This is a genomic window from Paraconexibacter antarcticus (assembly GCF_024220175.1).
Taxonomy (GTDB): domain Bacteria; phylum Actinomycetota; class Thermoleophilia; order Solirubrobacterales; family Solirubrobacteraceae; genus Paraconexibacter; species Paraconexibacter antarcticus.
Genome location: NZ_CP098502.1, coordinates 5,112,871 through 5,138,448, shown reverse-complemented (window position 1 = coordinate 5,138,448; position 25,578 = coordinate 5,112,871). Strand labels below are relative to the sequence as shown.

General features: G+C 73.1%; 22 protein-coding genes and 1 tRNA gene. 18 read left to right on the top strand and 5 right to left on the bottom strand.

The window, feature by feature from the left end; genetic code table 11:
- The first annotated feature begins 138 nt into the window (after positions 1 to 138).
- The 10 genes from rpmH (at position 139) to NBH00_RS25120 (ending at position 9,610) form a co-directional block, all read left to right on the top strand.
- Positions 139 to 273: a 50S ribosomal protein L34 gene (gene rpmH / locus NBH00_RS25165; RefSeq protein ID WP_254571309.1), complete on the top strand. Its 135-nt coding sequence runs from the start codon at positions 139 to 141 to the stop codon at positions 271 to 273.
- Positions 274 to 281: 8 nt separating this feature from the next.
- Positions 282 to 707 (top strand): ribonuclease P protein component, encoded by a 426-nt coding sequence (gene rnpA, locus NBH00_RS25160; RefSeq protein WP_254571308.1) that lies wholly within the window; start codon positions 282 to 284, stop codon positions 705 to 707.
- A gap of 1 nt (position 708) precedes the next feature.
- On the top strand, positions 709 to 966 hold the full coding sequence (gene yidD / locus NBH00_RS25155; RefSeq protein ID WP_254571307.1) for a membrane protein insertion efficiency factor YidD: 258 nt from the start codon (positions 709 to 711) through the stop codon (positions 964 to 966).
- 35 nt (positions 967 to 1,001) lie between these two features.
- The gene (locus NBH00_RS25150) at positions 1,002 to 2,057 is read left to right on the top strand and encodes a YidC/Oxa1 family membrane protein insertase (protein ID WP_254571306.1); all 1,056 of its coding nucleotides are present in this window, start codon (positions 1,002 to 1,004) and stop codon (positions 2,055 to 2,057) included.
- Complete coding sequence (locus NBH00_RS25145) at positions 2,057 to 2,518, top strand: Jag family protein (RefSeq protein WP_254571305.1); 462 nt, start codon at positions 2,057 to 2,059, stop codon at positions 2,516 to 2,518. The genes NBH00_RS25150 and NBH00_RS25145 overlap by 1 nt, the downstream gene beginning before the upstream one ends.
- Positions 2,519 to 2,606: 88 nt before the next feature.
- Positions 2,607 to 3,314, top strand: a complete 708-nt coding sequence (locus tag NBH00_RS25140) for a 16S rRNA (guanine(527)-N(7))-methyltransferase RsmG (protein ID WP_254571304.1) — start codon at positions 2,607 to 2,609, stop codon at positions 3,312 to 3,314.
- A 74-nt stretch (positions 3,315 to 3,388) separates the two neighbouring features.
- Positions 3,389 to 4,147: a ParA family protein gene (locus tag NBH00_RS25135; RefSeq protein WP_254571303.1), complete on the top strand. Its 759-nt coding sequence runs from the start codon at positions 3,389 to 3,391 to the stop codon at positions 4,145 to 4,147.
- The gene (locus NBH00_RS25130) at positions 4,140 to 5,051 is read left to right on the top strand and encodes a ParB/RepB/Spo0J family partition protein (RefSeq protein WP_254571302.1); all 912 of its coding nucleotides are present in this window, start codon (positions 4,140 to 4,142) and stop codon (positions 5,049 to 5,051) included. Before NBH00_RS25135 ends, NBH00_RS25130 begins: the two co-directional genes overlap by 8 nt.
- A 69-nt stretch (positions 5,052 to 5,120) precedes the next feature.
- Positions 5,121 to 5,194, top strand: a tRNA-Ile gene (locus NBH00_RS25125).
- Positions 5,195 to 5,494: 300 nt separating this feature from the next.
- The gene (locus NBH00_RS25120) at positions 5,495 to 9,610 is read left to right on the top strand and encodes a choice-of-anchor P family protein (RefSeq protein ID WP_254571301.1); all 4,116 of its coding nucleotides are present in this window, start codon (positions 5,495 to 5,497) and stop codon (positions 9,608 to 9,610) included.
- Positions 9,611 to 9,616: 6 nt separating this feature from the next.
- On the opposite strand, the gene NBH00_RS25115 is transcribed toward NBH00_RS25120, so the two are convergent.
- Together NBH00_RS25115 and NBH00_RS25110 are read right to left on the bottom strand one after the other, a co-directional pair.
- A complete protein-coding gene (locus NBH00_RS25115) occupies positions 9,617 to 10,813 on the bottom strand; it encodes a glycosyl hydrolase (protein ID WP_254571300.1) in 1,197 nt (398 codons plus the stop codon).
- A 32-nt stretch (positions 10,814 to 10,845) separates the two neighbouring features.
- Positions 10,846 to 12,435, bottom strand: coding sequence for a D-glucuronyl C5-epimerase family protein (locus NBH00_RS25110; protein ID WP_254571299.1), 1,590 nt, complete (start codon positions 12,433 to 12,435; stop codon positions 10,846 to 10,848).
- Positions 12,436 to 12,568: 133 nt separating this feature from the next.
- On the opposite strand from NBH00_RS25110, the gene NBH00_RS25105 reads away from it, so the two are divergent.
- Complete coding sequence (locus tag NBH00_RS25105; RefSeq protein WP_254571298.1) at positions 12,569 to 13,003, top strand: hypothetical protein; 435 nt, start codon at positions 12,569 to 12,571, stop codon at positions 13,001 to 13,003.
- Positions 13,004 to 13,006: 3 nt separating this feature from the next.
- Here the strand turns inward: NBH00_RS25105 and NBH00_RS25100 are convergent, their stop codons facing one another.
- Positions 13,007 to 13,432, bottom strand: coding sequence for a response regulator (locus tag NBH00_RS25100; protein WP_254571297.1), 426 nt, complete (start codon positions 13,430 to 13,432; stop codon positions 13,007 to 13,009).
- A 120-nt stretch (positions 13,433 to 13,552) separates the two neighbouring features.
- Here NBH00_RS25100 and NBH00_RS25095 point away from each other — a divergent pair, with 120 nt between their 5' ends.
- The 3 genes from NBH00_RS25095 (at position 13,553) to NBH00_RS25085 (ending at position 18,508) form a co-directional block, all read left to right on the top strand.
- Positions 13,553 to 14,422, top strand: a complete 870-nt coding sequence (locus tag NBH00_RS25095) for an IS982 family transposase (protein WP_254569017.1) — start codon at positions 13,553 to 13,555, stop codon at positions 14,420 to 14,422.
- Between the two features lie 145 nt (positions 14,423 to 14,567).
- Complete coding sequence (locus tag NBH00_RS25090) at positions 14,568 to 15,053, top strand: bifunctional nuclease family protein (protein WP_254573758.1); 486 nt, start codon at positions 14,568 to 14,570, stop codon at positions 15,051 to 15,053.
- 86 nt (positions 15,054 to 15,139) lie between these two features.
- A complete protein-coding gene (locus tag NBH00_RS25085; protein WP_254571296.1) occupies positions 15,140 to 18,508 on the top strand; it encodes a hypothetical protein in 3,369 nt (1,122 codons plus the stop codon).
- Here the strand turns inward: NBH00_RS25085 and NBH00_RS25080 are convergent.
- Both NBH00_RS25080 and NBH00_RS25075 read right to left on the bottom strand, forming a co-directional pair.
- Positions 18,505 to 19,446 carry a D-alanine--D-alanine ligase gene (locus NBH00_RS25080; protein ID WP_254571295.1) on the bottom strand — a complete coding sequence of 314 codons (942 nt, stop codon included), beginning with the start codon at positions 19,444 to 19,446 and terminating at the stop codon, positions 18,505 to 18,507. The two genes, NBH00_RS25085 and NBH00_RS25080, sit on opposite strands and share 4 nt — an antisense overlap.
- Positions 19,443 to 20,963, bottom strand: coding sequence for an aminotransferase-like domain-containing protein (locus tag NBH00_RS25075; protein WP_254571294.1), 1,521 nt, complete (start codon positions 20,961 to 20,963; stop codon positions 19,443 to 19,445). Before NBH00_RS25075 ends, NBH00_RS25080 begins: the two co-directional genes overlap by 4 nt.
- A 96-nt stretch (positions 20,964 to 21,059) precedes the next feature.
- On the opposite strand from NBH00_RS25075, the gene NBH00_RS25070 reads away from it, so the two are divergent.
- From NBH00_RS25070 to NBH00_RS25055, 4 genes are all read left to right on the top strand, one after another.
- Complete coding sequence (locus NBH00_RS25070) at positions 21,060 to 21,635, top strand: DUF4126 family protein (protein ID WP_254571293.1); 576 nt, start codon at positions 21,060 to 21,062, stop codon at positions 21,633 to 21,635.
- 72 nt (positions 21,636 to 21,707) lie between these two features.
- The gene (locus NBH00_RS25065; RefSeq protein WP_254571292.1) at positions 21,708 to 23,306 is read left to right on the top strand and encodes an alkaline phosphatase family protein; all 1,599 of its coding nucleotides are present in this window, start codon (positions 21,708 to 21,710) and stop codon (positions 23,304 to 23,306) included.
- Positions 23,306 to 23,791, top strand: a complete 486-nt coding sequence (locus NBH00_RS25060; RefSeq protein ID WP_254571291.1) for a GtrA family protein — start codon at positions 23,306 to 23,308, stop codon at positions 23,789 to 23,791. Before NBH00_RS25065 ends, NBH00_RS25060 begins: the two co-directional genes overlap by 1 nt.
- Entirely contained in the window at positions 23,788 to 25,554 is a 1,767-nt protein-coding gene (locus NBH00_RS25055) for a hypothetical protein (RefSeq protein WP_254571290.1), read from the top strand. The genes NBH00_RS25060 and NBH00_RS25055 overlap by 4 nt, the downstream gene beginning before the upstream one ends.
- The last annotated feature ends 24 nt before the right edge of the window (positions 25,555 to 25,578 follow it).

The window sequence follows — 25,578 nt, the reverse complement described above, 5'->3', positions numbered from 1 at the left end:
TTCGCAAAACGCGCGCAAAAGTCCGTCCGGTCGGTATGCACGCCCGATGGCACCGGCGCGACCGGCACACCGGGCGCCCCCGTCGTCCGCTACCCTGGTTGGCCCGTCGCCACCCGGGCGACCCGAAGTCTGAGAGCCATGAAGCGCACCTATCAGCCCAAGAAGCGCAAGCGCGCACGCACCCACGGCTTCCGCGAGCGGATGCAGACCCGCGCGGGCCGCGCGGTGCTCAAGCGTCGTCGCGACAAGGGCCGCAAGCGCCTCACCGTCTGACCCGAGCCGTGGACGACGGCCTCGCACAACCTGCAGGACGTCGTCGCAAACGCAGTGGACGGCTGTCGCGGTCGGCCGAGTTCGAGCGGGTCTACCGCCAGGGTCGGTCGCACGGCAACCGCTACTTCGTCCTTCACGTGTTCCCGCGCGGCGAGGCCCCGGTGGCCGGCGCCCCGGCGGAGCTCGACGCCGGTCCCCGCCTGGGGCTGTCGGTCTCGCGCCGTGTCGGCGGGGCGGTCGAGCGCAACCAGGTCAAGCGTCTCCTGCGCGAGGCGTTCGCCGCGGAGGCTGCCCGGCTGGGCGGCGAGCAGGACTTCGTCGTCGTGGCCCGTCCGCCGGCGCGCGAGTTGGCGGAGCGCGAAGGCCTGGCCGGCGTGCAGGCCGCGCTCTCGGAGCTCATCGGCAAGGCCGCCGGCGAGGCGCCGAAGGCGTGAGATGCGCGCGCTCGTCCTCGCCCCGATCCGCCTGTACCAGCGCCTGATCTCCCCGGCGCTGCCTCGGCACTGCCGGTACGAGCCGACCTGCTCGGCGTACGCGGTCGAGGCCATCAAGGAGTACGGCATACTCCGCGGGCTCGTCCTGGGAGGGTGGCGACTGCTGCGCTGCAACCCCTGGAGCCCCGGAGGCTTCGACGAGGTCGCCGACCAGCGCCTCTTCCGGCCACGATCGCACGCCGGCCACTCCCACTCTTGATCTGCCTTCCCCGTTCCGACGAATCTGTGAGCTGAATGACCCCTCTGGCCATCATCCCCGTCCTGAAGCAGCTGATCAGCGCGTTCGACGCCGTGATCCGGTTCTTCCACGACACGTTCGGCTTCGGCTGGGGCCTCTCGATCATCACGCTGACCGTCTGCGTGCGGCTGCTCCTGCTGCCGCTGACCATCAAGCAGTTCAAGTCGATGCGCGCGATGCAGCTGCTCGCGCCCGAGATGAAGAAGCTGCAGGCGAAGTACAAGGACGACAAGCAGCGCCTGAACCAGGAGATGATGAAGCTCTACCAGGAGCACCAGGTCAACCCGTTCGGGTCGTGCCTGCCCCTGGTGGCGCAGATGCCGGTCTTCATCTCGCTCTTCTACATGCTGCGCAAGGACCTGAAGCTCGACATCTGCGGTGACGCGCTGCGGCAGGCGGGCAAGGCCACCGGCACGGCGCTGCAGAACACGGCCTGCACCGACGTTCCCGACGTCGCCGGATCCCACCACGCGGCGTCGTTCCTCTTCATCCCGGACCTGACGAGCCACGCGACCGGCGGGGTCCTCGCCGCCCTCATCGTCGCCTACATCGGCTCGCAGTTGCTCTCGAGCGTCCTCATGTCGGTGACCGCGGACCCGACGCAGAAGAAGCTCATGATCGCGCTGCCGTTCGTGTTCACGATCTTCGTCATCCGGTTCCCGGCCGGCCTGCTCGTGTACTGGATCGTCACGAACCTCTGGACCGTGGGCCAGCAGTACATCCTGCGCCGCCGCGCCGGGATGGTCGGGCCCGGCGCCGCGCTCGCGGAGGTCGTGCACCCCACGCCGGTGCCGCGAGGGCCGAACGATCCCGCGCCCCAGATGCCGGGCATCTTCGGCAAGCTCACCGCGCGGGTGACCGAGCAGGCCGAGGCGGACGCGAAGGCGAAGAAGGACGATGCGGCCGCCACGCCGAAGACCTCCGGGAAGGTCGCCAAGGGCGAGGACTCGACGCCGAGCAAGGGGGCCGCGAAGCCCGCGGGCTCCCGCACCGCCGCACCGCCGCCGCCGCCCCGCGCGAAGAAGAAGCAGCGCTCGGGGAAGCGCCGCTGATGGCCGCCCCGACGGACGTCGAACTCGTCACCGACCTCCTCGAGCGGGTCGCCGCGGCGCTCGGGCTCACGGCCACGGTGCGGGTCGAGGACGTCGACGGCCAGCTCGTCGGCTCCCTCGACGGCACCGACCTGGGCCTCTTCATCGGCCGACACGGCCAGACGATCGACGCGGTCCAGCACCTCGCGCAGCGGATCGTTCACGCCCGGACGGGCGAGCTGCGCCGGATCTCGATCGACGCCGAGGGCTACCGCGCCCGCCGGCAGGAGTCGCTGCAGCGTCAGGCGGACGAGGCCGCCGACGACGCGGTGAGCAACGCCCGACCGGTGGCGCTCGACGCGATGACGGCGAGCGAGCGCCGCCTGGTCCACGAATACCTCCGCGAGCGCGGTGGGGTGGACACCCACAGCGAGGGCAACGAGCCCGACCGCCACCTCGTCGTCACTCCCGCCGCGGAATAGCGCCACCCCGGGCGTTCCACGTGAAACGCCCGCCGCACGGTCGCCGAGGTGACGACGCCGGCACCGTTCCACGTGAAACGGTGCCCACGTGAACCCGGTCGACTCCCGCCTCGCCGAGCTCTGCGCCGCCCATGGGCTGGATGCCGCGCTCGTCCCTCGCTTTCGGGCGCTCCTGGACGGCCTCGCCGCGGACCCGACCGCCCCGACGACCGTCGTCGACCCGACCGCCGCGGTCGAGGTCCACGTCGCCGACTCCCTCGACGGGCTGGGGCTCCCGCTCGTCCGCGAGGCACGCGTCGTCGCGGACATCGGTGCGGGCGCCGGCTTTCCCGGCCTTGTCCTCGCGCTCTGCCTCCCGGGCGCCCAGGTCTCGCTCGTGGAATCGGTCGGACGCAAGTGCGAGTTCATGGGCCGGCTCGCGGCGGTAGCCGGCGTCACGAACGCCCTGCCGGTCCACGCCCGGGCCGAGGCGTGGCCGGCGGGGATCGGCGCCCACGACCTCGTCACCGCCCGGGCCCTCGCCCCGTTGACGGCCCTCGTGGAGTACGCGGCGCCGCTGCTCGCCGAAGACGGGCATCTCGTCGCCTGGAAGGGCGCTCGGGACACCGCCGAGGAGGCCGACGGTGCGGCGGCGGCCGCGGCCACCGGGATGGAGCTCGTCGAGGTGTGGCCCGTTCCTCCCCGCCCCGGCGCCGATCGGCGCCACCTGCACGTCTTCCGCAAGGCCGAGCCGACCCCGTCCCGGTTCCCCCGTCGCGAGGGCATGGCCCGCAAGCGACCGATCACGGCGGCCTGAGCGCGCCGGAAACCCCGCATCTTGCGGGGATCGCCCACGCCGCGGGACGCGCCCATCGCTACCGTCCACCGCCGATGGGAACCATCTACGCGATTGCGAACCAGAAGGGCGGCGTCGGCAAGACGACGACCGCCGTCAACGTGGCGGCCTGCATCGCCGAGGCCGGCTACGAGACGCTGCTCGTCGACGTCGACCCGCAGGCGAACGCCACCGTCGGGATCGGGCTCCCGAAGGACGGCGAGCCCTCGATCTACGACGTCCTGCTCGGCGACGCGACCGTCGAGGAGGCGCTGAAGCGCACCACGATCGAGCGGCTGTCCGTCCTCCCCGCCCACCCGGACCTCGCCGGCGCGAGCGTCGAGCTCCCCCGCCTGCCGGGGTCCGAGAACCGCCTGCGGGACGCCCTGGCCTCCGTCCGCGACCGCTTCGCCTTCACCCTCCTGGACTGCCCGCCGTCGCTCGGTCCGCTCACGGTCAACGCGCTCGTCGCCGCGGACCGCGTCATCGTGCCGGTCCAGACCGAGTACTTCGCGCTCGAGGGCCTCGCGGGTCTGCTCGACACGCTCGCCCTCGTCCAGCGGGAGCTCAACCCGCGGCTCACCGTCGCCGGGATGCTCCTGACGATGCACGACGCGCGCACGAACCTCGCCCGGGACGTCGAGCGGGAGGTGCGCGAGCACTTCCCCGCCCTCGTCTTCGACACGGTGATCCCCCGCAACGTGCGCATCAGCGAGGCGCCGAGCTTCGGCGTCCCGGTCATCCACCACGATCCGCACAGCACGGGCGCCGACGCGTACTTCGAGCTCGCGAAGGAGGTGGCGGCCCGTGGCTAGCGGTGACGCCCCGAAGAAGAGCGGCCGCACCGGGATGGGCCGCGGGCTCTCGGCGATCCTCGCCGTCACCGAGCCGGGCGCCGTCGCCGCGGCGACCGGCCCGCGCGACGCCGAGCTCCGCGAGCTCCCGGTCGGCAGCGTCCGCCCGAACCCCGACCAGCCGCGCAAGCAGTTCGACCAGGAGGCCCTCCAGGCCCTCGCCGACTCGCTCGGCGAGCGCGGCGTCCTGCAGCCGGTCCTCGTCCGCCCCGTCGCCGGCGGCGGGTACGAGCTCGTCGCCGGTGAGCGCCGCTGGCGCGCGGCACAGCTCGCCGGCCTCGCCACGGTTCCCGCGATCATCCAGGACCGCGACGACGCCCGGACGCTCGAGGACGCGCTCATCGAGAACATGGCCCGCGAGGACCTGAACCCGGTGGAGGAGGCCCGCGCGGTCGCCGCGCTCGTCGAGGAGCTCGGCCTCACCCGCGAGGCGGTCGGCCGGAAGGTCGGCCGCAGCCGCGTCGCCGTCTCGAACCTGCTGCGGCTCCTCGACCTCCCCGACGAGGTCCTCGAGGCCCTGCAGGAGGGCGCGCTCTCCGAGGGTCACGGCCGGGCCCTGCTCATGGCCGAGGACCACGCGGACCGCCGTCGTCTCGCGCGGGCCGCCGCGAGCGAGGGCTGGTCGGTCCGCGTCACCGAGCAGCGCGCCCGGGAGGCGAACGAGGCGCCGGCGCCCCGCGCGGCCGGTCGTCCCGCGCCCCATCCCGACCAGGAGGAGGCGATGGCGCGGATCGCCGAGCAGCTCGGTGGCGCGCTCGGCACCGACGTCCGGGTGAAGCCCCGCGGGACGGGCTACAAGGTCGAGCTCACCTTCGCGGACGCCGCCGAGGCCGAGGCCCTGGCCGACCGGCTCGCCGGTCGCTGAGGCCCCGCGCGCGCCCGCGGCGGGCGAGCGGTCATCGCGCGCGGAGGCTCGCTACACTCCACCGCCCCCGGGCGATTAGCTCAGTCGGTTAGAGCGCTTCTCTGATAAGGAAGAGGTCCCAGGTTCGAATCCTGGATCGCCCACTCGGAAGGCCCGCCCCGGCGGGCTTTTCTCGTTCTCCGGGCCGTGATGACGAGCAGGACCCGCAGGACCCGCCGGGCTCATGCCGGGCCGCGGTCATCGCCGGCGCGTGGACCCAAGGCCGCCTTCAGCGCCTTATAACTGAAATTCGGACCATCGGGTTGACCTCGCGCCCGCCGTCTGGTTACTGTTTTCTTGTTTTACAGAGTATCGCGGACGGAGGGGGGCCTCCGACGCGGGCAGCACCGCAGCACCGCGTGCGTCAGGGGGCGCGCGCGAACTCATGACGGTGGGAGAGCGACATGCGTCGTCTGGGCCTGGCAGGGCTTCTTGCACTTCTGTTCGCGACGGCGTGGCTCGTCGTGGGCGCGCCGGTCGCGGGGGCGACGAACGTCGTCTTCGGGGGCTTCGAGATCGACGGGAACCTCGCCGACAACAGCGGTCCCGGCGACCCGATCGACTGGGCGACGCCGCCCCCGAACCTCACGAACTTCACGGACGGCTCGGGCAACAAGGACGACGGGTTCGCGACCGGGTCGAAGGAGCTCGACCCGGCCCACTGGGCCTGCACCACCGCCAGTGCCCCGGGGAAGGACGACATCCTCGGCGGTCAGATCGCGTTCCGCCGGGGCCCCGCGACCACCGGCCACCAGTACGCCTACGTGGACTACACGCGCAAGGCCGTGACCGGTGACGCCCACGTCGACTACGAGTTCAACAAGTCCGGCACCGCCGTCAACTCCTCCTGCGGCGGCCTGCCGAAGCGGACAGCCGGCGACGTCCTCATCTCGTTCGACACGAACAACGGCGGCGCGACCATCGACGTCGTCGCGTACACGTGGGACGGCTCGACGTTCGTGGCCGACGCCCACGCCGCCGACAACGCGGTCGGCGCGGTGAACATCCCGAACACCATCCCCGGCCACACGGCGGGGGACTTCGGCGAGGCCGCGATCGACCTGACGAACGCGATCGGCGAGATCAGCTGCGGCGAGTTCTCCGGCGTCTACATGAAGACCCGCTCGTCGACGGGCATCAACTCGGCGCTCCAGGACTTCACCAAGCGCCAGCCGCTGAACATCGGGGAGTGCCCGGCCTCGAGCGTGGCGAAGACGCAGCGCGACGCCACCACGGACACGACGGGCAGCGCCTTCACGGCGAATCCGATCACCGCGAGCCCCGGTGACTTCATCGAGTACCAGCTGACCTACAGGAACAACGGCCCGGGCATCGCGCACGCGGTGATCCTGTCCGACACGCTGAACGGCGCCTACACGCTCAGCACGTGCGACGGCTGCACCGCCGCCGGGCAGGCGCTCACGTGGAGCCTCGGGGATGTCGGGCCCGGGGGGACGATCACGAAGACCGTCCGCGCCCAGCTGACCGGGACGTTCGCGTCCGGCGCCACGACGACCGTGACGAACGCCGCGTCCGCCGCGTCGAAGGAGGACTCCGCCTCGTCCAACACGGTGACCCTCACGGTCTCGACCCCGAGATCCGGGCTGAAGAAGGAGGTCCGCAACGTCACGACCGGCGGCACCTTTGCCTCGACGGCCGTGGCGAGCCCCGGCGACACGCTCGAATACCGGCTGACGTACTCCAACAGCGGGCCCGGCGCGGTCTCCGGCGCCTCTGTCACCGACACGATCGACGCGCGGACGACGTTCGTCCCGAACCCGCCGACCTGCACGGGCTGCAGCGTCAGCGGCTCGACGCTCACGTGGGCGGTCGGCTCGCTCGGGGGCACGACGAACCCGGGCTCGCCGACGACGAAGAGCGTCACCTTCCAGGTGCGGCTCGCGAGCACCGGCTTCGGCGCGGGCACGTCCACCGACGTGAAGAACACCGCCGACGGGACGAGCACGGGCGAGCCCGGGACGACGTCCACGGCGACGACGACCGTCAGGACGCCGAGCTCCTCGACGGTGAAGAAGGTCCGCAACGTCACGGCGGGCGCGACGACGTTCGCGACGACCGCGACGGCGAAGCCCGGCGACGTGCTCGAGTACCAGCTCGTCTACACGAACGCCGGGCCCGGCACGGCGACCGGTGAGACGGTGACGGACACGCTCGCCGCGATGCAGACGTTCGTCGCCGGCTCGTGCACCGCCTCGACCGGGACGACCTGCGCGTTCGGCGCCCCGGTGCTCACGTGGACGATCGGGAGCGTCCCCGCGGGCGGCACGAGGACGCTGACCTTCCAGGTGAAGCTCGACAACTCGTTCCCGGCCGGCAGCACCCCGGTCCTGAACGCCGCGGTCTACCGGTCCGATCAGGAGCCGCCGGTCACCACGCCGCCCACGACCGTGACGGTCACGGCGAACCCGAGCTCGTCGACGGTGAAGGCGGTCCGGAACGTGACGACGAACGGGACCTTCGCGTCGACGGCGACGGCGAAGCCCGGCAACGTCCTCGAGTACCGGCTCAGCTACACGAACACGGGCGACGCGCCGGCGACGAACGCGGTCGTGACCGACACGATCGCGGCGAAGCAGACGTACGTGCCGAGCTCGTGCACGACCACGAGCGGCAGCTGCACGGTGAGCTCGCCGACGGTGACCTGGACCATCGGCACGGTCGCGCCCGGCGACACGAAGACGCTCACCTTCCAGGTCACGCTGACCGGCCCGTTCTCCGGAGCCTCCACGACGGTGAAGAACGTCGCGACGGCGGACACCGCCGAGGAGACGCCGAAGGATTCCAACGAGACCTCGGTCACCGTGGTCGGCACGCCGAAGCTCACGCTCGTCAAGGCGGCCGACCGGACGGCGGTCGGCGCCGGCGACAGCATCACCTACACGCTCACCTACGGCAACAGCGGGGACAGCACTGCGAGCGCCTCGGTGATCGACGAGGTGGTGCCGGCCGGCACGAGCTTCGTCTCCTGCTCGGACTCCTGCACGGTGAGCAGCGGGACGGTCAGCTGGAACGTCGGCTCGGTGAGCCCGGGCGGCGGCGGCAGCGTCACGATGACCGTCCAGGTCGATCCCGCCATCGACGCGTGCGCCGTGTGCAACGTCGCGACGATGACGAGCCCGGACCAGACGGCCGGCCCGACGAGCTCGAACCGGGTCTGCGCGACTGCCCAGCCGTCCTCCGACCCGTCGACGGCCAACGCCGCGGGCAGCGCGCTGGGGCTGCGCGCCTATGTCCCGCTCCTCGGGATCCCGCTCGTGAACCAGGACATCTCGCACGCGTCCAGCACCCGGACGGGCGTCGGGGCGAGCGCGGACGAGGACCAGTTCCTGCACCTCGACATCCTCGGGGTGGTGGGCCTGACGAGTGTCGCCAAGGCCGACGTCCTGAACACGTCGAGCTCGTCGCAGGTCACGAAGGCCCTCGGCGCGCAGCAGACGTCGACCTCCGAGGTCCTCGGCCTCGACGTCCTCAGCGGCGTCGTCACCGCGGACACCGTCCGCTCGGTCGCCTCGACCACCGCCTCGGGGACCGCGTCCTCGTACTCCGCGGCCGGGACGACCCTGGCGAACCTCAAGGTCCTCGGGAGCTCCGTCGTCAACCCGGCGCCGGGCCTGAAGATCCCGCTCGACAACAACCTCGTGAACCGGACGCTCTACGGCGAGGGCTCCTACGTCGCGATCGACGAGCAGACGGGATCGACCTCGTCGCCGGCGAGCGGTCAGCTCTCCGGCGGGACCTACAAGGCGGACCTGACGGTCACCGCGATCCGCGTGTACATCACCGGCGGGACGATCGGCGGCCTCCTCACCGCCGGCGGGCCGCCGGTGGAGATCACGGTCGCGAAGTCGGTGGCGCACGCCGAGCACCGGCAGACCCGCCTGTGCACGACGAACCCGAACAACGCGGTGAGCGGGCACGCGTTCGTCGGCTCGGCCCAGGTCGACCCGCTCGTGCCGGCCGCGACCGTCGGGTTCGTCGACATCCCGGCCTCCGGCGGCTCGGCCCACATGGACGTGCCGGCGTGGCTGCTGCCCGCGGACGGCAGCATCGTCACGACGAGTGACGCCGCCTCCGACACGACGGGGACGAACGGGACGAGCGCGAGCACCTCGTCGAGCTACGCCCAGGCGGCTGGCGTCTGCCTCCTGAAGGTCGCGGCCCCGGGCTGCCTCGTGAAGGCGACCCTCGTCAGGTCGCAGTCCAACAGCACGGCGTCCTCGGGTGCGAGGTCCTCGAACGGGACGGGGACGCAGTTCGTCGACCTCGTCGTCGCGGGCATCCCGATCTCCGGGACCCCGCCGCCGAACACGACGATCACGCTGCCGCTCGGGCTCGGGTACGTCGTGCTGAACGAGCAGACCCCGGACGCCCCGGAGACCGGGCACACCGGCCTGACGGTGCGGGCGATCCACATCAAGCTCACGACGCCGCTGGCCCCGCTGCTCACCGGGGCCGAGGTGATCGTCGCCGAGGCGCACAGCGACGCGCTCTGGCGCTGAGCGCCGTCAGCGCGGGCGCCCGCACCGGCGGGCGTCCGCGCCGAACCGCAGCCACGACGGCAGGGCCGCCCGGAACGCCGCGCGGACGCGGCGGTCACGCGTCGCCGTCCAGTCGACCCGGCCGCCGATCTCGGTCTCGGTCTTGTCCCACTCGAACCAGTTGACCATCGCCAGCCGGGGGAAGCGGGTGCGCACCGAGGGGGCGAAGACCTCACGCCACCACGCCCGCTTGATCTGCAGGGCGGTCGCGCCGCCGCGGCCCGGAGCGTAGAGCGCAGCGGTCTCGGGGATCGCGAGCGGCTTGCGGTGGCCCGTCGCGTACACGCCGTAGAAGTCGGGGACCGCGGACTCGTCGCCGTTCAGCCCGACGTACGTGCCGGTGAGGAGGGCGGCGAACTTGCCGGGCTCGGGGATCTCGTTCTCGCCCCACGGGTAGACGTTGCCGAAGTGGTACAGGGTCATGCCGACCCAGTCGACCGCGTCGTCGCCCGGCCAGTATGGCGCGTACGGATCGTCGTGGCCGGTCACCGCGCCGTCCCCGTCGGTGTCGAGGGCGCGCGCGTCGGCGCTGCCGGCGGGGGCCTGGTGCGTGCCGCCGGCGAACGGGTAGCCGCCGCCGTAGTTCGGCGCCCACAGCATCGCGGCGCCGGGCGCCCGATGGTGGACGGCGGCGGCGACGCGGCGGAACGCGGCCACGTAGGCGGCCGGCTGCTGGGCCCACGGGTACCAGGAGCCGTTCATCTCGTGCGCGAAGCGGACGAGGACCGGGACGCCGGCCGCCTGGTAGCGCGCGACGCGGGCCGCGAGCCCGCGGGCGACGGCGTCGGTGACCGCCGCGAGACCCTGCTGGGGCTCGAGGGTGAGCAGGAGCATCCCGCCCGCGCGGCGGATCTGCCGCACGGCCGCGTCGAGGTTGCGGGCGTCGCCGGCGGCGAACGGGAGCTGGACGAACGAGACGTCGACCGCCGGCGTCGCGCCGAGGCGCCGGGCGTAGGCCGGGATCGAGTCGTGGGCCCAGTCGAGGCTAGCCCCGAACCAGACCCCGGACCGCGGGACGAGCGGGGCGCCGCCGGGGCGGCAGGCCGGGCCGGCCGCGGCGGCGTGCGCGCCGCCGGGCAGCAGCGCGAGGCCGAGGAGGGCGGAGGTGATCGCCGCGCGCAGCGGACGGTGGGCGCGGGTGCGGCGGGGACGGCGGTGGGGCATCGGCTCGGGCTCCGGTGGCGGAAGGTCGGGCGTCAGCGGCCCTTGCCCGTGGTCTTCGGCCGCGGGTGCTTCATCCTGAGGTGCGTGGGGAGGACGCGGACGGTCGCGACGCCGGTCCCGGCGGGCGGGCTGCCCGGTCCGAGCGCGGTGACGCGGATGCGGTAGCGCCCGTGGTGGGGCGCCGCCCAGGCGAAGCGGTGCGCGCCGCGCGGCAGCACCGCGGTGCGCCACAGGACGACCCGCCCGCGGACGTCGCGGACGGCGAGGCGCACGGTCGACACCTTCGAGATCCACACGAGGATGCTCGTGGCCCTCTGCGAACGGGGGCGGGCCGCGGCCCGCACGACGACGGCGGTCGGCTGCGTGAGGTAGCGGCGGAAGCGGACGCTCGCCGCGCAGTAGCGCCGGCCGGCGCCGCGGGCGCAGAGGTTCGCGAGGAAGCCGGTGACGAGCCGGTGGTAGCTCACGGTCGACTCCGCGCCGCCCGCCGAGTAGCGCGACCACGCGCCGGTGTCCGTCCGCCGCAGCTCGACGCGGGCCGCCCGCTCGCCCCGGCGGAAGAGCGTGGCGGCGCGGGCCGAGCCGCCGAGCGTCGCGAGGTCCCGCAGCCCGGTCAGGGCCTGCAGGTGCCCGTTGAGGACGTGGAGCCCCGGGTTGGAGGAGTACATGACGTACAGCCGCCCGCCGGCGTCCGGCACCGCGACCCCGGCGGGCGCCGGCCGGCTGAAGGCCCCGAGCGCGGCCTTCGCCCGCCGCCGGTCCGGGGCGCTCCCGAGCACGACCGAGGCGCGGGTCAGCGCCTGGATGAGCGTCCCCTGGGTCATGCCGCTGATCCACGGGGCCCGGGCGCCGCCGAAGCTGAAGTAGGACTCGGCGCGGACGACGCCGTCACGGCGGACCGCGAGGGCCATGAGCCGCTCGATGCTCGTCGCGAGGCGCCGTCGCGGGCAGTGGACGCGGTCGCGCAGGCAGGCGCCCGCGAGCCAGTTCACGCGTCCCCAGCTGCCGAGCTCGTGGAGGACGAGGCCCTGTCCCGGGACGTAGCGCAGCGTCACCGGGTCGTTCCCGCGGACGATCGACCGTCCGTAGGGCGGGGCGCCGCGCCGCGTCCACCAATCGGTGTTCCGCTGGAGGGTGAGCAGGACGGCGGGCAGCCGGTCGGCGGTGAGGATCCGCGCGGCCGCGAGCCCGTCGACCACCGCGACGGCGGCCCGCTGCTCGGCGCCGCGGCCGCCGCCGAGCGTCCGCGCCGCGAGCCGGGCCCGAGAGAGGATCGCGCGCTGCGCGTCGTAGACCTCGCGGCTCTCGAGGTGCAGGAGCCACGCCCGCCGGAGGACCGCCTCGGGGGTCGGCGAGCGCTGCAGCCGCGCCGCCTCGGCCCGGCGGCGCGCCTCGGCCCGCCGTGCGGCGGCCGCGGCCGCCGCCACCGCGTCGGCCTGCGTCTGCGCGACCGTCCCGGCGACGGCCGCCGGCAGGTCCGCGAGGAACGGCAGCGCCGTGAGCGACACCCCCGCGGACGGCGGTGGCTCCGCCGGGACCGACGCGACGGCGGCCGCCGCCGACCCGCCGGCGAGGAGCGCGGCGGCGAGGAGGACCGGGGTGAGGGGACGACGACGCGACACGGCCTGCTCCCGTGATCGGCCGGGTGGCCGGGTTTCGAGAGCACCGATGGTCCTCCGCGGACATCTCGCCGTCGCGCCGGACGTCTTGTTGCACGGGTTGCGTCACCGGCCCGCGGCCGCGGACACTCCCGGGGTGTCGCCTGCCGTGACCACCCCGCGCCTGGACCCTGGCGTCGCCCTGCTGCACACGCACGGCGTCGTGCTCGTGGTCGTCGCCCCGGGTGAGGTCGTCCTCTCCCCGTTCGCGCGCAACGTCGAGCGCGCCGCGGCGCTCCTGAAGCAGATGCGCGCGCGGCTCGTCATCGCCCACGGCACCGAGTACTACGACGTGACGCCGACCGCCGCGCTCCTCCGCGAGCGACGCCGGACGACGTGGGCGATCGGCGAGGCCCGCGTCGACATCGACTTCGAGCCGCTCCCGGACCTCACGTACGGACGCCTCGCGCTCGACGCCCTCCCGACCGAGCCGGGCGACCACGGACCGCCGTGGGCCGGCGACTGGCATCGCGAGCGGATCGCCTCCGCGCGCGCCGACACGCCCGGCCGCAGCCCGGCGGCGCGCCGCTGACGCTCAGGTCCCGGTGGCGCGGCGATCGCCGGGCGTCGCGCGACGACGGGTCACCGCGTCCCGGACGGCCGCGGCGACGACGTCCATGTCCTCGCCCTTCTCGAGGTACGCGTCGGCCCCGAGCGCCAGCGCCTCCTCAGCCATGCGGTCGGCCGTGAACCCGCTGAAGACGATGATCGCGGTCCCGGGCGAGGAGGCCATGATGCGCGGGATCGTCTCCAGGCCGTCCAGGCCAGGCATCGAGAGGTCGAGGATCACGGCGTCCGGCTGCAGCCGCACGATCGCGTCGGCGCCGGCCGCGCCGTCGCCCGCCTCGGCGACGACGCGCAGGTCGTCCTGCTCGTCGAACGCGAAGCGCAGCAGCGTCCGCAGCTGGGGGACGTCATCGCAGAGGACGACCGAGATCACTCGACCCTGGACGGCAGACACGCGCCGATCCTAGATGGTTCGTTCCACGGCGGGGGCGGAGGAGTCGGGTAGGCAGGTGACATAAGCAGGCAGGTCGAAGTCGGCGGTGCTATCTCGCCAACGCCGACCCTGGGGGCCTCGATGGACGCCGACCTCGACCTGCTGCTGATCGCTGTTTACTGCACCTGCGACGATCTCCTGCCTGCGAAGGGCAAGAACGCCAAACGGATCTTGACCGACGCGGAGGTCGTCACGTTGAGCGTGGCTCAGCAGGTACTGCGGATCAGCTCTGACGAGCAGTTCTGGGCGATGGCACCGCATCGCTTGGGGCACCTGTTCCCGCGACTGCCCAAGCGCCCGGGTTTCGTCAAACGCCGCCAGCGCCTGTCGGACAAAATCGAAGCGCTGATCCTCGAGTTCGCCCGCCACACCAACGGCTTTGACGACGACCTGCTCGTGGTCGACAGCACACCGGTCGAATGCGGTCGCTCGGTCGAAACGACGCGCCGCAGCGCCCTGGGCAACGCCGCGGAGTACGGCTACTGCGCCAGCCATTCCCGCTTCTTCTGGGGCTTCCGCCTGCACGGCCTGTTCGCGACCGACGGCACTCCACGCGCCCTTGCCCTGACCTCCCCGAAAACGGGCGAACGAGACGTCGCGCTGGACATGCTCGCCCGCTGCCACCGCAACGGCCCGGTCACCGTCATCGGCGACAAGGGCTACTCCGGCCGCGACTTCCACGCCCAAGCCTCCGCGCTCGGCGCCACGATCGTCCGCCCCCGACGCAAGGACGAGGCCGGCAAAGAGCCGCACCTGGCCCCGATCCGGCAATGCGTGGAATCGATCTTCTGGACATGCAAAGACATGCTCAACCTCGAGGACCACCGCGCCCGCGAGCTCCACACGCTCCGCACCCGCCTGGCCGCCAAGTTCCTCGCTCTCACCGCCGCGATCGCTCTCAACGAACGCCTCGGCCGCCCACCACGCAACCTCACTGCCTACTACGCCTGACCGATCCGTGGAACGAACCATCTAGAGGCGCTGCGGACACATCGTCGAACCCGCCGGAGGCGGACGGCAGCGCCCGGGGTGGGCCATCCGGTCCACCTATACTCGTCACACCCCACGGAAGCCGAGGAGCTCTCGCGTGCAGGAAATGGTCATCTACGGAGTGAGTTTCGACATGGTCGGCAAGCAGCCGATCGTGCTGCTCAAGACCGTCGACTCCAACAAGTTCCTCCCGATCTGGATCGGCCATCCGGAGGCTGCGGCGATCCTGATGAAGCTCCAGGGTCAGACGACGCCGCGGCCGATGACGCACGACCTGCTCGTCGACATGCTCGGCGAGCTCGAGGTGAAGTGCACGCAGGTCGCGGTGACGGAGCTGAAGGACAACACGTTCTTCGCGTCGATCACGCTCGCGATCGGCGACCGGGTCATCCAGATCGACTCGCGGCCGAGCGACGCCCTCGCCCTCGCCGTCCGCTCCGGCGCGCCGATCTTCGCCGCCGAGGATGTCATCGCCGAGTCGGCGATCGAGTTCGAGCACGACGTCGAGGACACCGAGGAGGTCGTCGACCGCTTCAAGGAGTTCCTCGACCAGGTGACGCCCGAGGACTTCGCCGGCGAGTCCGGCGAGTGACCCGCCGCGCGGGGCCGGCAGCGGCGCCGCGCCGTCTGACCGCCTGAGGTTCGACCGCCGGGGGCGCGGCGGACTACGATCGGCCGGTGACCCGCCGCCTCTCCGTGTCGTTCGCGCTCGTGGCCCTCGCCGCGCTGGCCGCGGTCCTGCTGCTCTCCCACGCGGGCGGCGCCGGCAAGGCGCCGGCGTTCGCCGCCAACGGGTGCCCGCAGGGCTACGACCGCCTCGGCGCGGAGTACGTCCGCGAACTGCGCGCGGGCGCGGCGGGTGGGCGCGACCGCGCGCGCGACGGGGGCAAGGACGCGGAGGCCCGCGCCGAGGCCCGCGGCGAGCTCATCCCGTCCCGCGTCCGCGTCCCCGGCAAGGGCTTCTGCCTCAAGCAGGGCGTCCGCGCGCCCGAGCCGTTCAGCGATCTCACCAAGGCCTCGGAGTCCGTCTCGACGCGGCTCGGCCTCGACAGCCCCGGGGCGGCCGCCCGCGCGGCCCGGCAGAAGGCGCGCCTGCGCCAGGCCGGCACCGCCGTCGCGGGCACGGCGGGCTCGTGGTCGGCGGTCGGCTCCGGCTTCGTCCGCTTCGACAACCCGGCGTACACCGACGCCAACGGCCTGTCCACCGGCCTGTCGCGCGGCGCGGGCCGCATCACCGACTACGCGTACGACGAGCAGGGCGGGCGCCTCTTCGCCGCCGTCGCGAACGGCGGCGTGTGGACGAGCACGGACACCGGGAAGTCGTGGACCTCGATCGGCGACAACCTCCCGACGCAGATCGTCGGCGCCGTCGGGTGGACCCCGGCGGGCGGCGGCACGCTCATCGCGCTCACGGGCGACAACGCCTTCGGCGGCAACACGTACGCGGGCCAGGGCATCTTCTGGTCCACGAACCTCGGCAGGACGTGGCACAAGGCCGCGGGCGCGCCCGACGGCGCCCAGGGCTTCCGGGTCCAGGTCCAGCAGGACGCGCCCACCAAGGTCTACGCCGCGACGGGCTTCGGGCTGTACCGGTCGACCGACGCGGGCCGCACGTGGACCGACGTCGTCCTGCCGACCGGTGACTGCGCCGGGAAGAGCGCCACGAAGAAGGGCTGCTTCCTCGCGAACGTCGTCACCGACGTGCAGGTCCGCAGCGCCGACGCCTTCGGCCACGCGGGCGGCGCCGTCACCGCGGTCGTCGGCTGGCGCGCCGGGCAGCGCAGGAGCCCCGACGGCAGCGTCCAGGCGCCGGCGAACGGCGTCTACACCTCGGACAACGGCGCCCCCGGGTCCTTCGCGAAGACCCCCGACGGCGCGGGTTTCCCCGCGACGAAGCAGGTCGGCCGCGTGTCGCTCGGCTCCGCCTACGGCCCGAAGCAGGACCACGACTACCTCTACGCCGTCGTCCAGGACGCCGAGCTCTTCGACAGCGGCAAGATCCTCGGCCTCGACGTCCCCGAGATCACCGATCCGGTCCTCGGCCTGAACCTCACCGCGACGCCGACCTACCTCAACGGCGTCTACGTCTCCAAGGACTTCGGGAAGACGTGGAAGCAGATGGCGGCCGGGACCCAGTTCCTCCTGCCGACGAACAACTCCACCCTCGCGTCGCTGGCGGTCCTCGGCTTCGGGCCGGGGATCCAGTCCTGGTACAACAGCTGGATCCAGCCGGACCCGTACGCGCAGACCGCGGCCGGCATCCCGACGCGGCTCGACATGGGCCTCGAGGAGGTCTTCGAGTCGCGGACGGTCGGGCAGCCGCAGGACGGCGCGACCGACTTCGTCGCCGTCGCCCCGTACGCGAACATCGGCGCCGCGACCGCGGGTTGCATCCTCGTCGTCACCCAGAAGATCTGCCAGACGCAGGCGAAGACGGCGGGCTCGACGGTCCACCCCGACCAGCACGCCGCGCAGTTCGTCCCCGGCAGCCCGCGGCCGACCCTCGTCATCGGCAACGACGGCGGCGCCTTCGCCCAGCAGGTGCCGGCGTCGGGCAACTTCACCGCCGGCGGCTTCGGCCTCGGCAACGTCACGGGCTTCAACACGCTGCTGCCGTACAGCGCGGCGGTCGCGAAGGACGGCGTCGTCTACGCCGGCCTGCAGGACAACGGCACCGTCCGCATCGACCCGAAGACCGGTGAGACGACCGAGGTCTACGGTGGCGACGGCACGTACTCGCTCGTCGACCCGGACGATTCGAACCAGGCGCTCTACGCACCGGCCGGCGGCGACATTACGGTGACGCACGACGGGGGCCGGACGAACGCGTCCGTGCTGCCGAACGGCGTGCGCGACGCGCAGTTCCTCACGCCGTTCGCGTTCGACGACACGACGACCGCGCGGGTCATGTACGCCGCGCGCGACGTCTTCATCGCCGACGCGAAGATCAAGGACATCACGGCGGACTCCTTCCACGGCGTCTACGACCTCGGCACCCAGCAGCACCCGGGCGTGCAGACCCAGGACGCGACGGCGACCGACCCGTCGAACGTCGCGACCGCGATCGCGCTGCACGGCGGGGTCGGGTACGTCGGCTACTGCGGCTCGTGCGACCCGGTGAAGGACAACCTCCGCTTCAAGAGCGGCGTCGCGACGAACAGCGGGGGCACGTGGCACATCGCGAAGGCCGCCGGCCTGCCGCAGCGCATCATCGACGCGATCGCCGTCGACCCGGGCGACGCGAAGACGATCTACGTCGCGCTCGGCGGCTCGTCGGTTCGCCAGTTCGCCCCGCCGCAGGCGCTCGGCGACGACGGCGTCGACCCGGCGGGCGGCTACCTCTACAAGTCGACCGACGGCGGCGAGACGTTCACCGACATCACCGGGGACCTGCCGAAGGTCGGGGCGACGGCCGTCATCGTCAAGGGCAGCCAGCTCATCGTGGGCACGGCGCTCGGCGCCTTCGCCTCGGTCGACATGAACGGGAAGCGCTTCGGCGAGCTCGGGACCGACCTCCCGGCCGCGCCGGTCGTCTCGCTCGCGCTCGACCCGGCGAACCCGAACCGGCTCATCGCGGCCTCCTTCGGCCGCGGCGTCTACTCGTACACGTTCAAGGACCCGCAGGCGGCGATCGCCGGCTGCAGGGACGCGACCGCGCCGGTGTCCCGCTTCACGACCCGCTCGCGGCGGCTTGCGGCGGGCCGCCGGCTGGCGCTGCGCGGCACGAGCACCGACCGGGGCTGCTTCTCGAAGAAGCGCGGCAAGATCCGGCGCGTCACCGTGTCGATCGCGAAGGCGGACGGCAAGCGATGCCGCTACCTGCAGGCGAACGGGCGGTTCGCGCGGAAGGCGACGAGCTGCGCGCGCACCCGCTACCTCCGGGCGCGGGGCTTCCGGACGGCCGCCTCGAAGGGGACGTGGAGCTTCACGACGAAGCACGCGCTGACGAAGGGCCGCTACAAGGTCTGGGTCCGGGCGGTCGACACGAGCGGCAACGTCGAGCGCAAGCGGCGCGCCCGTAACGGGCTGCAGATCGTCGTGCGCTAGTCGCCGAGCGCGAGGCCGAGCATCGTCGCCACGAGCGCGTCGAAGTCGATGCCGGCCGCGTCGGCGGCCTGCGGCAGGAGGCTCGTCTCCGTCATGCCGGGGATGACGTTCGCCTCGAGGACGGTGAGCTCGCCGGTCTCCGCGTCGCACATGAGGTCCACGCGCGAGAAGTGGCGGCAGCCGAGGAGGTCGTGCACGGCGAGCGCGAGCTCCTGGGCGCGGGCCGTCGTCGCGTCGTCGAGCTCGGCCGGGCAGACGAACCGCGTGCGGCCGATCGTGTAGCGGGCGGCGAAGTCGTAGAACTCGTCGTCCGGGATCGCCTCGACGACGGGCAGGGCGCGACCGCCGAGGATCGACACCGCGAGGTCGCGGCCGCCGACGTGCCGCTCGAGGACGACCTTCTCGCTGTAGGAGAAGGCCGCGACGAGGGCGGCGGGGACCTCGGCGGCGGCGTGGGCGAACTTGATGCCGAGCGACGAGCCCTGGTTCGACGGCTTGACGACGAGCGGGAAGCCGAGCCGCTCCTCGACGGCGGGCAGCGCCTCGGCGGCGCCGAGCTCCTTGAAGGCCGTCTCGTTGAAGGAGAGGAAGTCGGGCGTCGGGAGGCCCGCGTCGACCATCGCGTGCTTCGCGAGGACCTTGTCCGAGCAGCGCACGCAGGCGCTGATGCCCGAGCCGGTGTAGGGGATGCCGAGGATCTCCAGCAGCTCCTGCACGGTGCCGTTCTCGCCGTCGCTGCCGTGGAGCGCGATGAACGCGGCGTCGGGCCGCAGCTCGCGGAGCCGGGCGACGAGGTCGTGGCCGACGTCGAGCCCGTGCACGTCGTGGCCGAGCCGCTCGAGCGCATCCTGCACCCGGGCGCCGGAGGTGAGGGAGACCTGGCGCTCGAGCGAGCGGCCGCCCTTGAGGACGACGACGCGGCGGCGGTCGGTCGTCATGAGGACGAACGGCGCGTGCCGGCGTCGTCGTCGCGCCGCGGCAGGTGCAGGACGTCCGCGAGGGCCGGGTCGGTCGGGCGGTCGCCGTGGGGGGCCTCGGCGTCCGCGTCGTCGGCGGTGGCGGTGGGCGGCGGGGTGGCCGGCGCCGCGCCCGGCCGCGGGATCGCGCCGGGGCGGCGGCCGGTGAGCGAGCCGAGGAGGTCGACCTGCTCGTGGACGACCTCGCCGATGCGCCGCACGCCCTCGCGCAGCTGCTCCTCGCCGACGCCGGAGAAGTTCAGGCGCATCGAGGTCCCGCCGCGCCCGTCGAGGAAGGCCGCGCGGCCGGGGACGAACGCGACGTTGCGCGAGAGCGCCTTCGCGAGCAGGTCGGTCGTGTCGAGGCCGTCGGGCAGCGTCGCCCAGATGAAGAGGCCGCCCTGCGGCTGCGTCCACGACGCCTCGGCGGGCAGGTGCTCGGCGAGCGCGTCGAGGAGGACGTCGCGGCGGCCGCGGTAGAGCGTCCGCAGCTCGTCCATGTACGTCTCCCACTGGCCGGAGAGGAAGTACTCGGCGACGAAGAGCTGGGTGAGCGTCGAGGAGCAGAGGTCGGCCGACGCCTTGCCGACGTTCATCTTCTGCAGGACCGGGCGCGGGGCCGCGGCCCAGCCGACGCGGACGCCGGGCGAGAGGATCTTCGAGAACGTCCCGAGGTAGATCACGAACTCGCCGCCGTCCATCGAGTAGAGCGAGGGGAGCGGCTCGCCCTCGTACCGGAGCAGGCCGTAGGGGTTGTCCTCGAGGACGAGGAGCTCGCGCTCGTGCGCGATGTCGACGAGCCGCCGGCGCCGCGGCAGCGACATCGTCACGCCGGCCGGGTTCTGGAAGTTCGGGATCGTGTAGATGAACTTCGGGCGGCGGCCCTCGCGATCCAGGCGGGCGAGCGTCTCCTCGAGGACGTCGATCCGCATCCCGTCGGAGTCCATCTCGATCTGGATGAGCTCGGCCTGGTAGGCGTTGAAGGTCGGGACGGCGCCCGGGTAGGTCGGGGCCTCGGCGATGACGACGTCGCCCGGGTCGACGAGCGTCTTGCAGACGAGGTCGATGACCTGCTGGCCGCCGGTCGTGACGAGCACGTCCTCGCCGTCGACGTCCGTCCCCTCGGCCGCCATCACCCGGACGATCGCCTCGCGGACCTCGTCGATCCCCTCGGTCGGGCCGTACTGCAGGGCGCGCGCCGTCGCCTTCACCGCGAGGTGGGACATGAGCTTCGCGAAGTCCTCGGCCGGGAACGTGCTCGTGTCGGGCAGGCCGCCCGCGAGGGAGATGACGTCCGGCCGCGCGGTGAGCGCCATGAGGTCGCGCATCGGCGAGGACTTCATGTCCTGCGTGCGCGCCGAGAACAGGGACGCGTAGCGCTCGAGATCGCGCGCCTGGGTACGCCCGGGCCGGCGGGAGGTCATCTTCCGCTGTTCGCCGTCGGGCATCGGTGGCCTGCCGTCGGTCATCATGTCGGCCATGACGGTACCGAACCGCATCGCAACGACTCCGGGTTCACCGCGGGACGTTCGTCGTGCGACCCGCCAGGGTCGTGCGGCGAACTCCCGGCGGTTCGGCCCCCTGGGCCGCACCGCATGAACCTTCTTCTCGACATCCTCCAGGCCGCCGGCGTCGCCGCCGCGATCGGCGTCCGCCCCTTCCTCCCGGCGCTCGTCGTCGGGGTCCTCGCGGCCGCGAACCTCGGCGTCGACTTCGGCGGCACGAGCTTCGCGTTCCTCGAGTCGCCGGTGTGGATCGCCGCCATGGGGGTGCTCCTCGTCGCCTCGCTCGCCGGCCGCAAGGCGCTCGAGGCGGGCGCCGCCGCGCAGGCGATGACCGCCGTCGGCGCGGTGCTCGCGGCGCTCGAGTTCGCCGGGCAGCTCGACGACCGCTTCGACGTCTGGTGGCCGGGGCTCCTCGCCGGGCCGCTGCTCGCCGTGCTCGCGACGCTCGCCGCGAGCGGCCTCTTCGGCCGCGTGCGCGCCCGCCTGGACACCGCGACGGCGTCGACCCTCCCGCTCTACGCCGAGGCGATCGCCCTCGCGCTCGCGGGCCTGAGCGTCGCGGCCCCGCCGGTCGGGCTCGTCGGCGTCGGGCTCTGCGTCTTCCTCCTGCGCGGCGGCAGGCGCCGCGAGGGCGAGAAGTACGCCGGCCTGCGGATTCTGCGGTAACCCTCGGCTGCGCCTCGTGTTACCGCCGGGAGAACCTCGCCCAGGGGGCTCGGTTCTCCCACCCCCGACTTCATGAACGCTCCGTCGACTCCCAGGCAGAAGCTCGTCCTCGCCGTCATCGACGGCCTGAAGCCGTCCGAGCTCGAGCGGGCGGTCGCCGCGGGGCGCGCCCCGGTGCTCCGGCACCTCATGGAGCACGGGACGTACGTCCCGTCCTGCTGCGCGGCGTTCCCGTCGGTGACGCCCGTGTGCGCGGCGTCGATCGCGACCGGCCGCCTCCAGGACGAGCACCGGATCCCCGCGATGAACTGGTACTCCCGCGAGGAGTCCCGCTACGTCGAGTACGGGTCGAGCTTCCAGGCCGTCCGGAGGTTCGGCGTCGCGCAGCAGCTCATCGACACCGTCTACAACATGAACGCGGTCCACCTGCCCGCCCACGTGGAGACGGTCTTCGAGTCGCTCGACGACGAGGGCCTGCGCACCGCGGGGACGACGTACCTCATGTTCCGCGGGCGGCACGAGCACCGGCCCGCGCGCGACACGCCGATCACGAAGGTCACCTCGCAGGTCATGCGGCGCACGGTGAAGGGGCCGACCGAGCTGTTCTACGCGGACGTGTACGCGAGCCGGAAGACCGGCTGCTGGTCGCGGCTGGCGATGCCCGGGCTGCGCGACCAGCACACGGGCTGCGTCGGGGCCTACCTCGTCGAGCACGACCTCTTCGACTTCCTCCTCTTCAGCCTGCCCGACAACGACACGCACTCGCACGAGGCCGGCCCGCACCAGCAGATCGAGTCGATCGAGGCGGCGGACCGCCAGCTCGAGCGGCTCATGCACGCGGGCGGGGGCGTCGAGGCCTTCCTCGAAACGCACGCCGTCATCGTCGTCGCCGACCACTCCCACGCGCCGGTCGAGCGGACGATCGCCTTCCAGGAGGCGTTCGCGCCGTTCGACATCCTGCCGCCGTCGGGCCGGGGCGCCGGCAAGGCGCGGATCGCCCTGTGCCCGTCGCAGCGCTCCGCGCAGCTCTACGTCCTCGCCGACGACCCGCTGGCGCGCGCCGGCCTCACCGCCGAGCTCGTCGCGACCGCGCTGAGGACCGACGGGGTCGACCTCGCGCTGCACCTCGACCGCGGCCGGGTGGGCGGGACCGGTGGCGTCATCGCCGGGGCCTCCGGCACGCTGCGCTTCCGCCCCGCGGGTGCGGGTGCGGGTGCGGGTGCGGGTGCGGGTGCGGGTGCGGGTGCGGGTGCGGCCGCGGCCGGCGCCGAGGGCGGCCCGTCCGCGGCGCTCGTCCGCGACGTCCGCGGCGGCCGCTGGGCGATCGAGGGGGACCTCGCGGTCCTCGGCGCCGCCGTCGACGGCGGCGAGCTCCACAGCCCCGCCTACCCCGACGCGCTCGCCCGCGCGTGGGCCGCGCTCACCTGCCCGACGTCCGGCGACGTGCTCCTCAGCGCCGCGCCCGGGTGGGAGTTCCCCGACTGGGGCGGCCAGCACCACATCGGCGGGGGCTCGCACGGCTCGCTCCATGCCGTCGACTCCCTCGGCGCCCTCGTCTTCCACGGCGTGCAGCCCCCGGCGGCGCGGGAACGCGACGGGTCGTGGTCCATCGTCGACATCACGCCGATGGTCCTCAGCCACTTCGCGTCCCTCGCCGGTACCCTGGCCTGATGGTCGACCAGGCCGAAGCCGAAGCGGACGCCCAGGCCGAGGCACTGCGCATCGAGCGGGCGAACCGGCCGTGGTGGCTGAGGATCGGGCACGGGATGCGGACCCGGGGCAACTGGTTCGAGCTCTTCCGGTTCGGCGTCGTCGGCGCGAGCGGCTACGTCGTGAACCTCGCCGTCTTCACGCTCGTCGTCCACGGGCTGTCGGTCGACTACCACGTCGCCGCCGTCGCGGCGTTCCTCGCCGGCGTCCTGAACAACTTCTGGTGGAACCGCCACTGGACCTTCGGCGCCTCCGACGGGCACGCCGGCTTCCAGGCCGCCCGCTTCTTCACCGTGAGCGTCGGCGCCTTCCTCGTCAGCCTCGGGATCCTGCAGGCGCTCGTCGCCGGCGCCGGGATGGCCGAGGTCCCCGCCCAGGCGATCGCGATCGTCACGGCGACGCCGCTGAACTTCCTCGGCAACAAGCTCTGGAGCTTCCGGGGGTGAGCCGGGCGCGCGCGGTCACCGCGTTCCTCGCCCTCCTGCTCACCGCCGGCCTCCTCGGCCTCGTCCCGGCGGTCGCCGCCGCCGACACCGCCCCGATCGCGACCGCCGCCCCCGGTCAGCCCGCCGGCGCCGCCGACGGCAACGCGCTCACGACGCCACCCACCCCGGACACGCCGCCGGCCGGCCACAAGCTCACGAGCGTCCAGGTCCAGGCGATCGCCGACCGCCAGCCGAACATCATCGCGATGAAGAAGCAGTACATCGGCGCCTATCCGGGGATCTTCCTGAAGGGCCGCCAGCGCTGGCAGGTGAGCTACTACGCGAAGTCCAAGCCGCTGAAGGAGGTCGGGCAGGTCACGATCGAGGACGCGACCGGCAAGGTCACCGAGAGCTACACGGGGTTCAAGGTCGCCTGGTCGATGGCGCGCGGCTACGCCGGCGCGTTCGGGCGCAAGGTCAACTCGCCGTGGGTCTGGCTCCCGATGACGCTCCTCTTCCTCGCGCCGTTCCTCGGCCCGCGGCGCGGGTGGCGGCCGACGTGGCTCATGCTCGACGTCTGCGTCCTCGCGGCGTTCGGCATCAGCGTCGCGTACTTCAACGACGCGCAGATCGACGTGAGCGTCCCGCTCGCCTATCCGCTGCTCACCTACCTGCTCGTGCGGATGCTGTGGATCGGCCTCGGCACCCGGCCCGAGCGCGACCGGCGCGGCCCGCTGCCGACGGCGGTCCCGGTCACGTGGCTCGCGATCGGCCTCGTCTTCCTCGTCGGCTTCCGCGTGGGGCTGAACATCACCAGCTCGAACGTCATCGACGTCGGCTACTCCGGGGTCATCGGCGCCGACAAGCTCATCCACTCGGACAAGCTCTACGGCGACTGGCCGAAGGACAACGAGCACGGCGACACGTACGGGCCGGTGACCTACGCGGCGTACGTCCCGTTCCGCGCGGTCCTCGGGTGGTCCGGCCGCTGGGACGACCTGCCCGCCGCCCACGGCGCCGCGATCGCCTTCGACCTGCTGGCCATGCTCCTGCTCTTCCTGCTCGGGCGCATGGTCCGCGGCCCCTCGCTCGGGGTCCTCCTCGCCTACGCCTGGGCGGCGTTCCCGTTCTCGATGTACGCGCTGATGTGCAACTCGAACGACTCGCTCGTCGCCGTCTTCCTCGTCGCGGCGCTGCTCGCCGCCGCCCACCCGGCCCGCCGCGGGGCGATGGCCGCGCTCGGCGGCCTGACGAAGTTCGCGACGCTCGCGGTGGCCCCGCTCCTCGCGACGCACGCGCTCGGCGGCCCTCAGGGCGCGGACCGGCTCGGCGCGCGGGCGCGCACGCTGCTCGTCTTCTGCCTCGCCTTCGCCGGGATGGCGATCGTCGCGCTCTACCCCGTCATCGCGCACCACCAGTCGCCGTCGCTCGTCTACGACCGGACGCTCGGCTTCCAGACCTCGCGCGGCTCGCCGTTTTCGATCTGGGGCCTCTACGACCTCCCGGGCCTGCAGCACGCGTGGCAGGGCGTGGCCGTCCTCCTCGCCGTCGGGCTCGCCGCCGCCCCCCGCCGCGAGGACATCGCCGGGCTCGCGGCCTGCGCGGGCGCGATCGTCATCGCGCTGCAGGGCGGCGTCACCCACTGGTTCTACCTCTACATCGTGTGGTTCTTCCCGCTCGTCATCGTCGCGTCGCTCGCGCGGGGCGGGGAGGAGCGCCCCGCCGCGCCCGCGCCCGCCCACGACGGCGGCCTCGTCGGCGCGCCCGTCGTCACCGCCGCCTGAGACGTCCGGGGCCCGGCACCGCGC

Excerpts from the sequence above, each read along its gene's own strand:
- rpmH (WP_254571309.1), top strand. The coding sequence starts at position 139 with ATGAAGCGCACCTATCAGCCCAAGAAGCGCAAGCGCGCACGCACCCAC.
- yidD (WP_254571307.1), top strand. The coding sequence starts at position 709 with ATGCGCGCGCTCGTCCTCGCCCCGATCCGCCTGTACCAGCGCCTGATC.
- NBH00_RS25150 (WP_254571306.1), top strand. The coding sequence starts at position 1,002 with ATGACCCCTCTGGCCATCATCCCCGTCCTGAAGCAGCTGATCAGCGCG.
- NBH00_RS25145 (WP_254571305.1), top strand. The coding sequence starts at position 2,057 with ATGGCCGCCCCGACGGACGTCGAACTCGTCACCGACCTCCTCGAGCGG.
- NBH00_RS25135 (WP_254571303.1), top strand. The coding sequence starts at position 3,389 with ATGGGAACCATCTACGCGATTGCGAACCAGAAGGGCGGCGTCGGCAAG.
- NBH00_RS25120 (WP_254571301.1), top strand. The coding sequence starts at position 5,495 with ATGCGTCGTCTGGGCCTGGCAGGGCTTCTTGCACTTCTGTTCGCGACG.
- NBH00_RS25115 (WP_254571300.1), bottom strand. The coding sequence starts at position 10,813 with ATGCCCCACCGCCGTCCCCGCCGCACCCGCGCCCACCGTCCGCTGCGC.
- NBH00_RS25095 (WP_254569017.1), top strand. The coding sequence starts at position 13,553 with ATGGACGCCGACCTCGACCTGCTGCTGATCGCTGTTTACTGCACCTGC.
- NBH00_RS25090 (WP_254573758.1), top strand. The coding sequence starts at position 14,568 with ATGGTCATCTACGGAGTGAGTTTCGACATGGTCGGCAAGCAGCCGATC.
- NBH00_RS25080 (WP_254571295.1), bottom strand. The coding sequence starts at position 19,446 with ATGACGACCGACCGCCGCCGCGTCGTCGTCCTCAAGGGCGGCCGCTCG.
- NBH00_RS25075 (WP_254571294.1), bottom strand. The coding sequence starts at position 20,963 with ATGCGGTTCGGTACCGTCATGGCCGACATGATGACCGACGGCAGGCCA.
- NBH00_RS25070 (WP_254571293.1), top strand. The coding sequence starts at position 21,060 with ATGAACCTTCTTCTCGACATCCTCCAGGCCGCCGGCGTCGCCGCCGCG.
- NBH00_RS25065 (WP_254571292.1), top strand. The coding sequence starts at position 21,708 with ATGAACGCTCCGTCGACTCCCAGGCAGAAGCTCGTCCTCGCCGTCATC.
- NBH00_RS25060 (WP_254571291.1), top strand. The coding sequence starts at position 23,306 with ATGGTCGACCAGGCCGAAGCCGAAGCGGACGCCCAGGCCGAGGCACTG.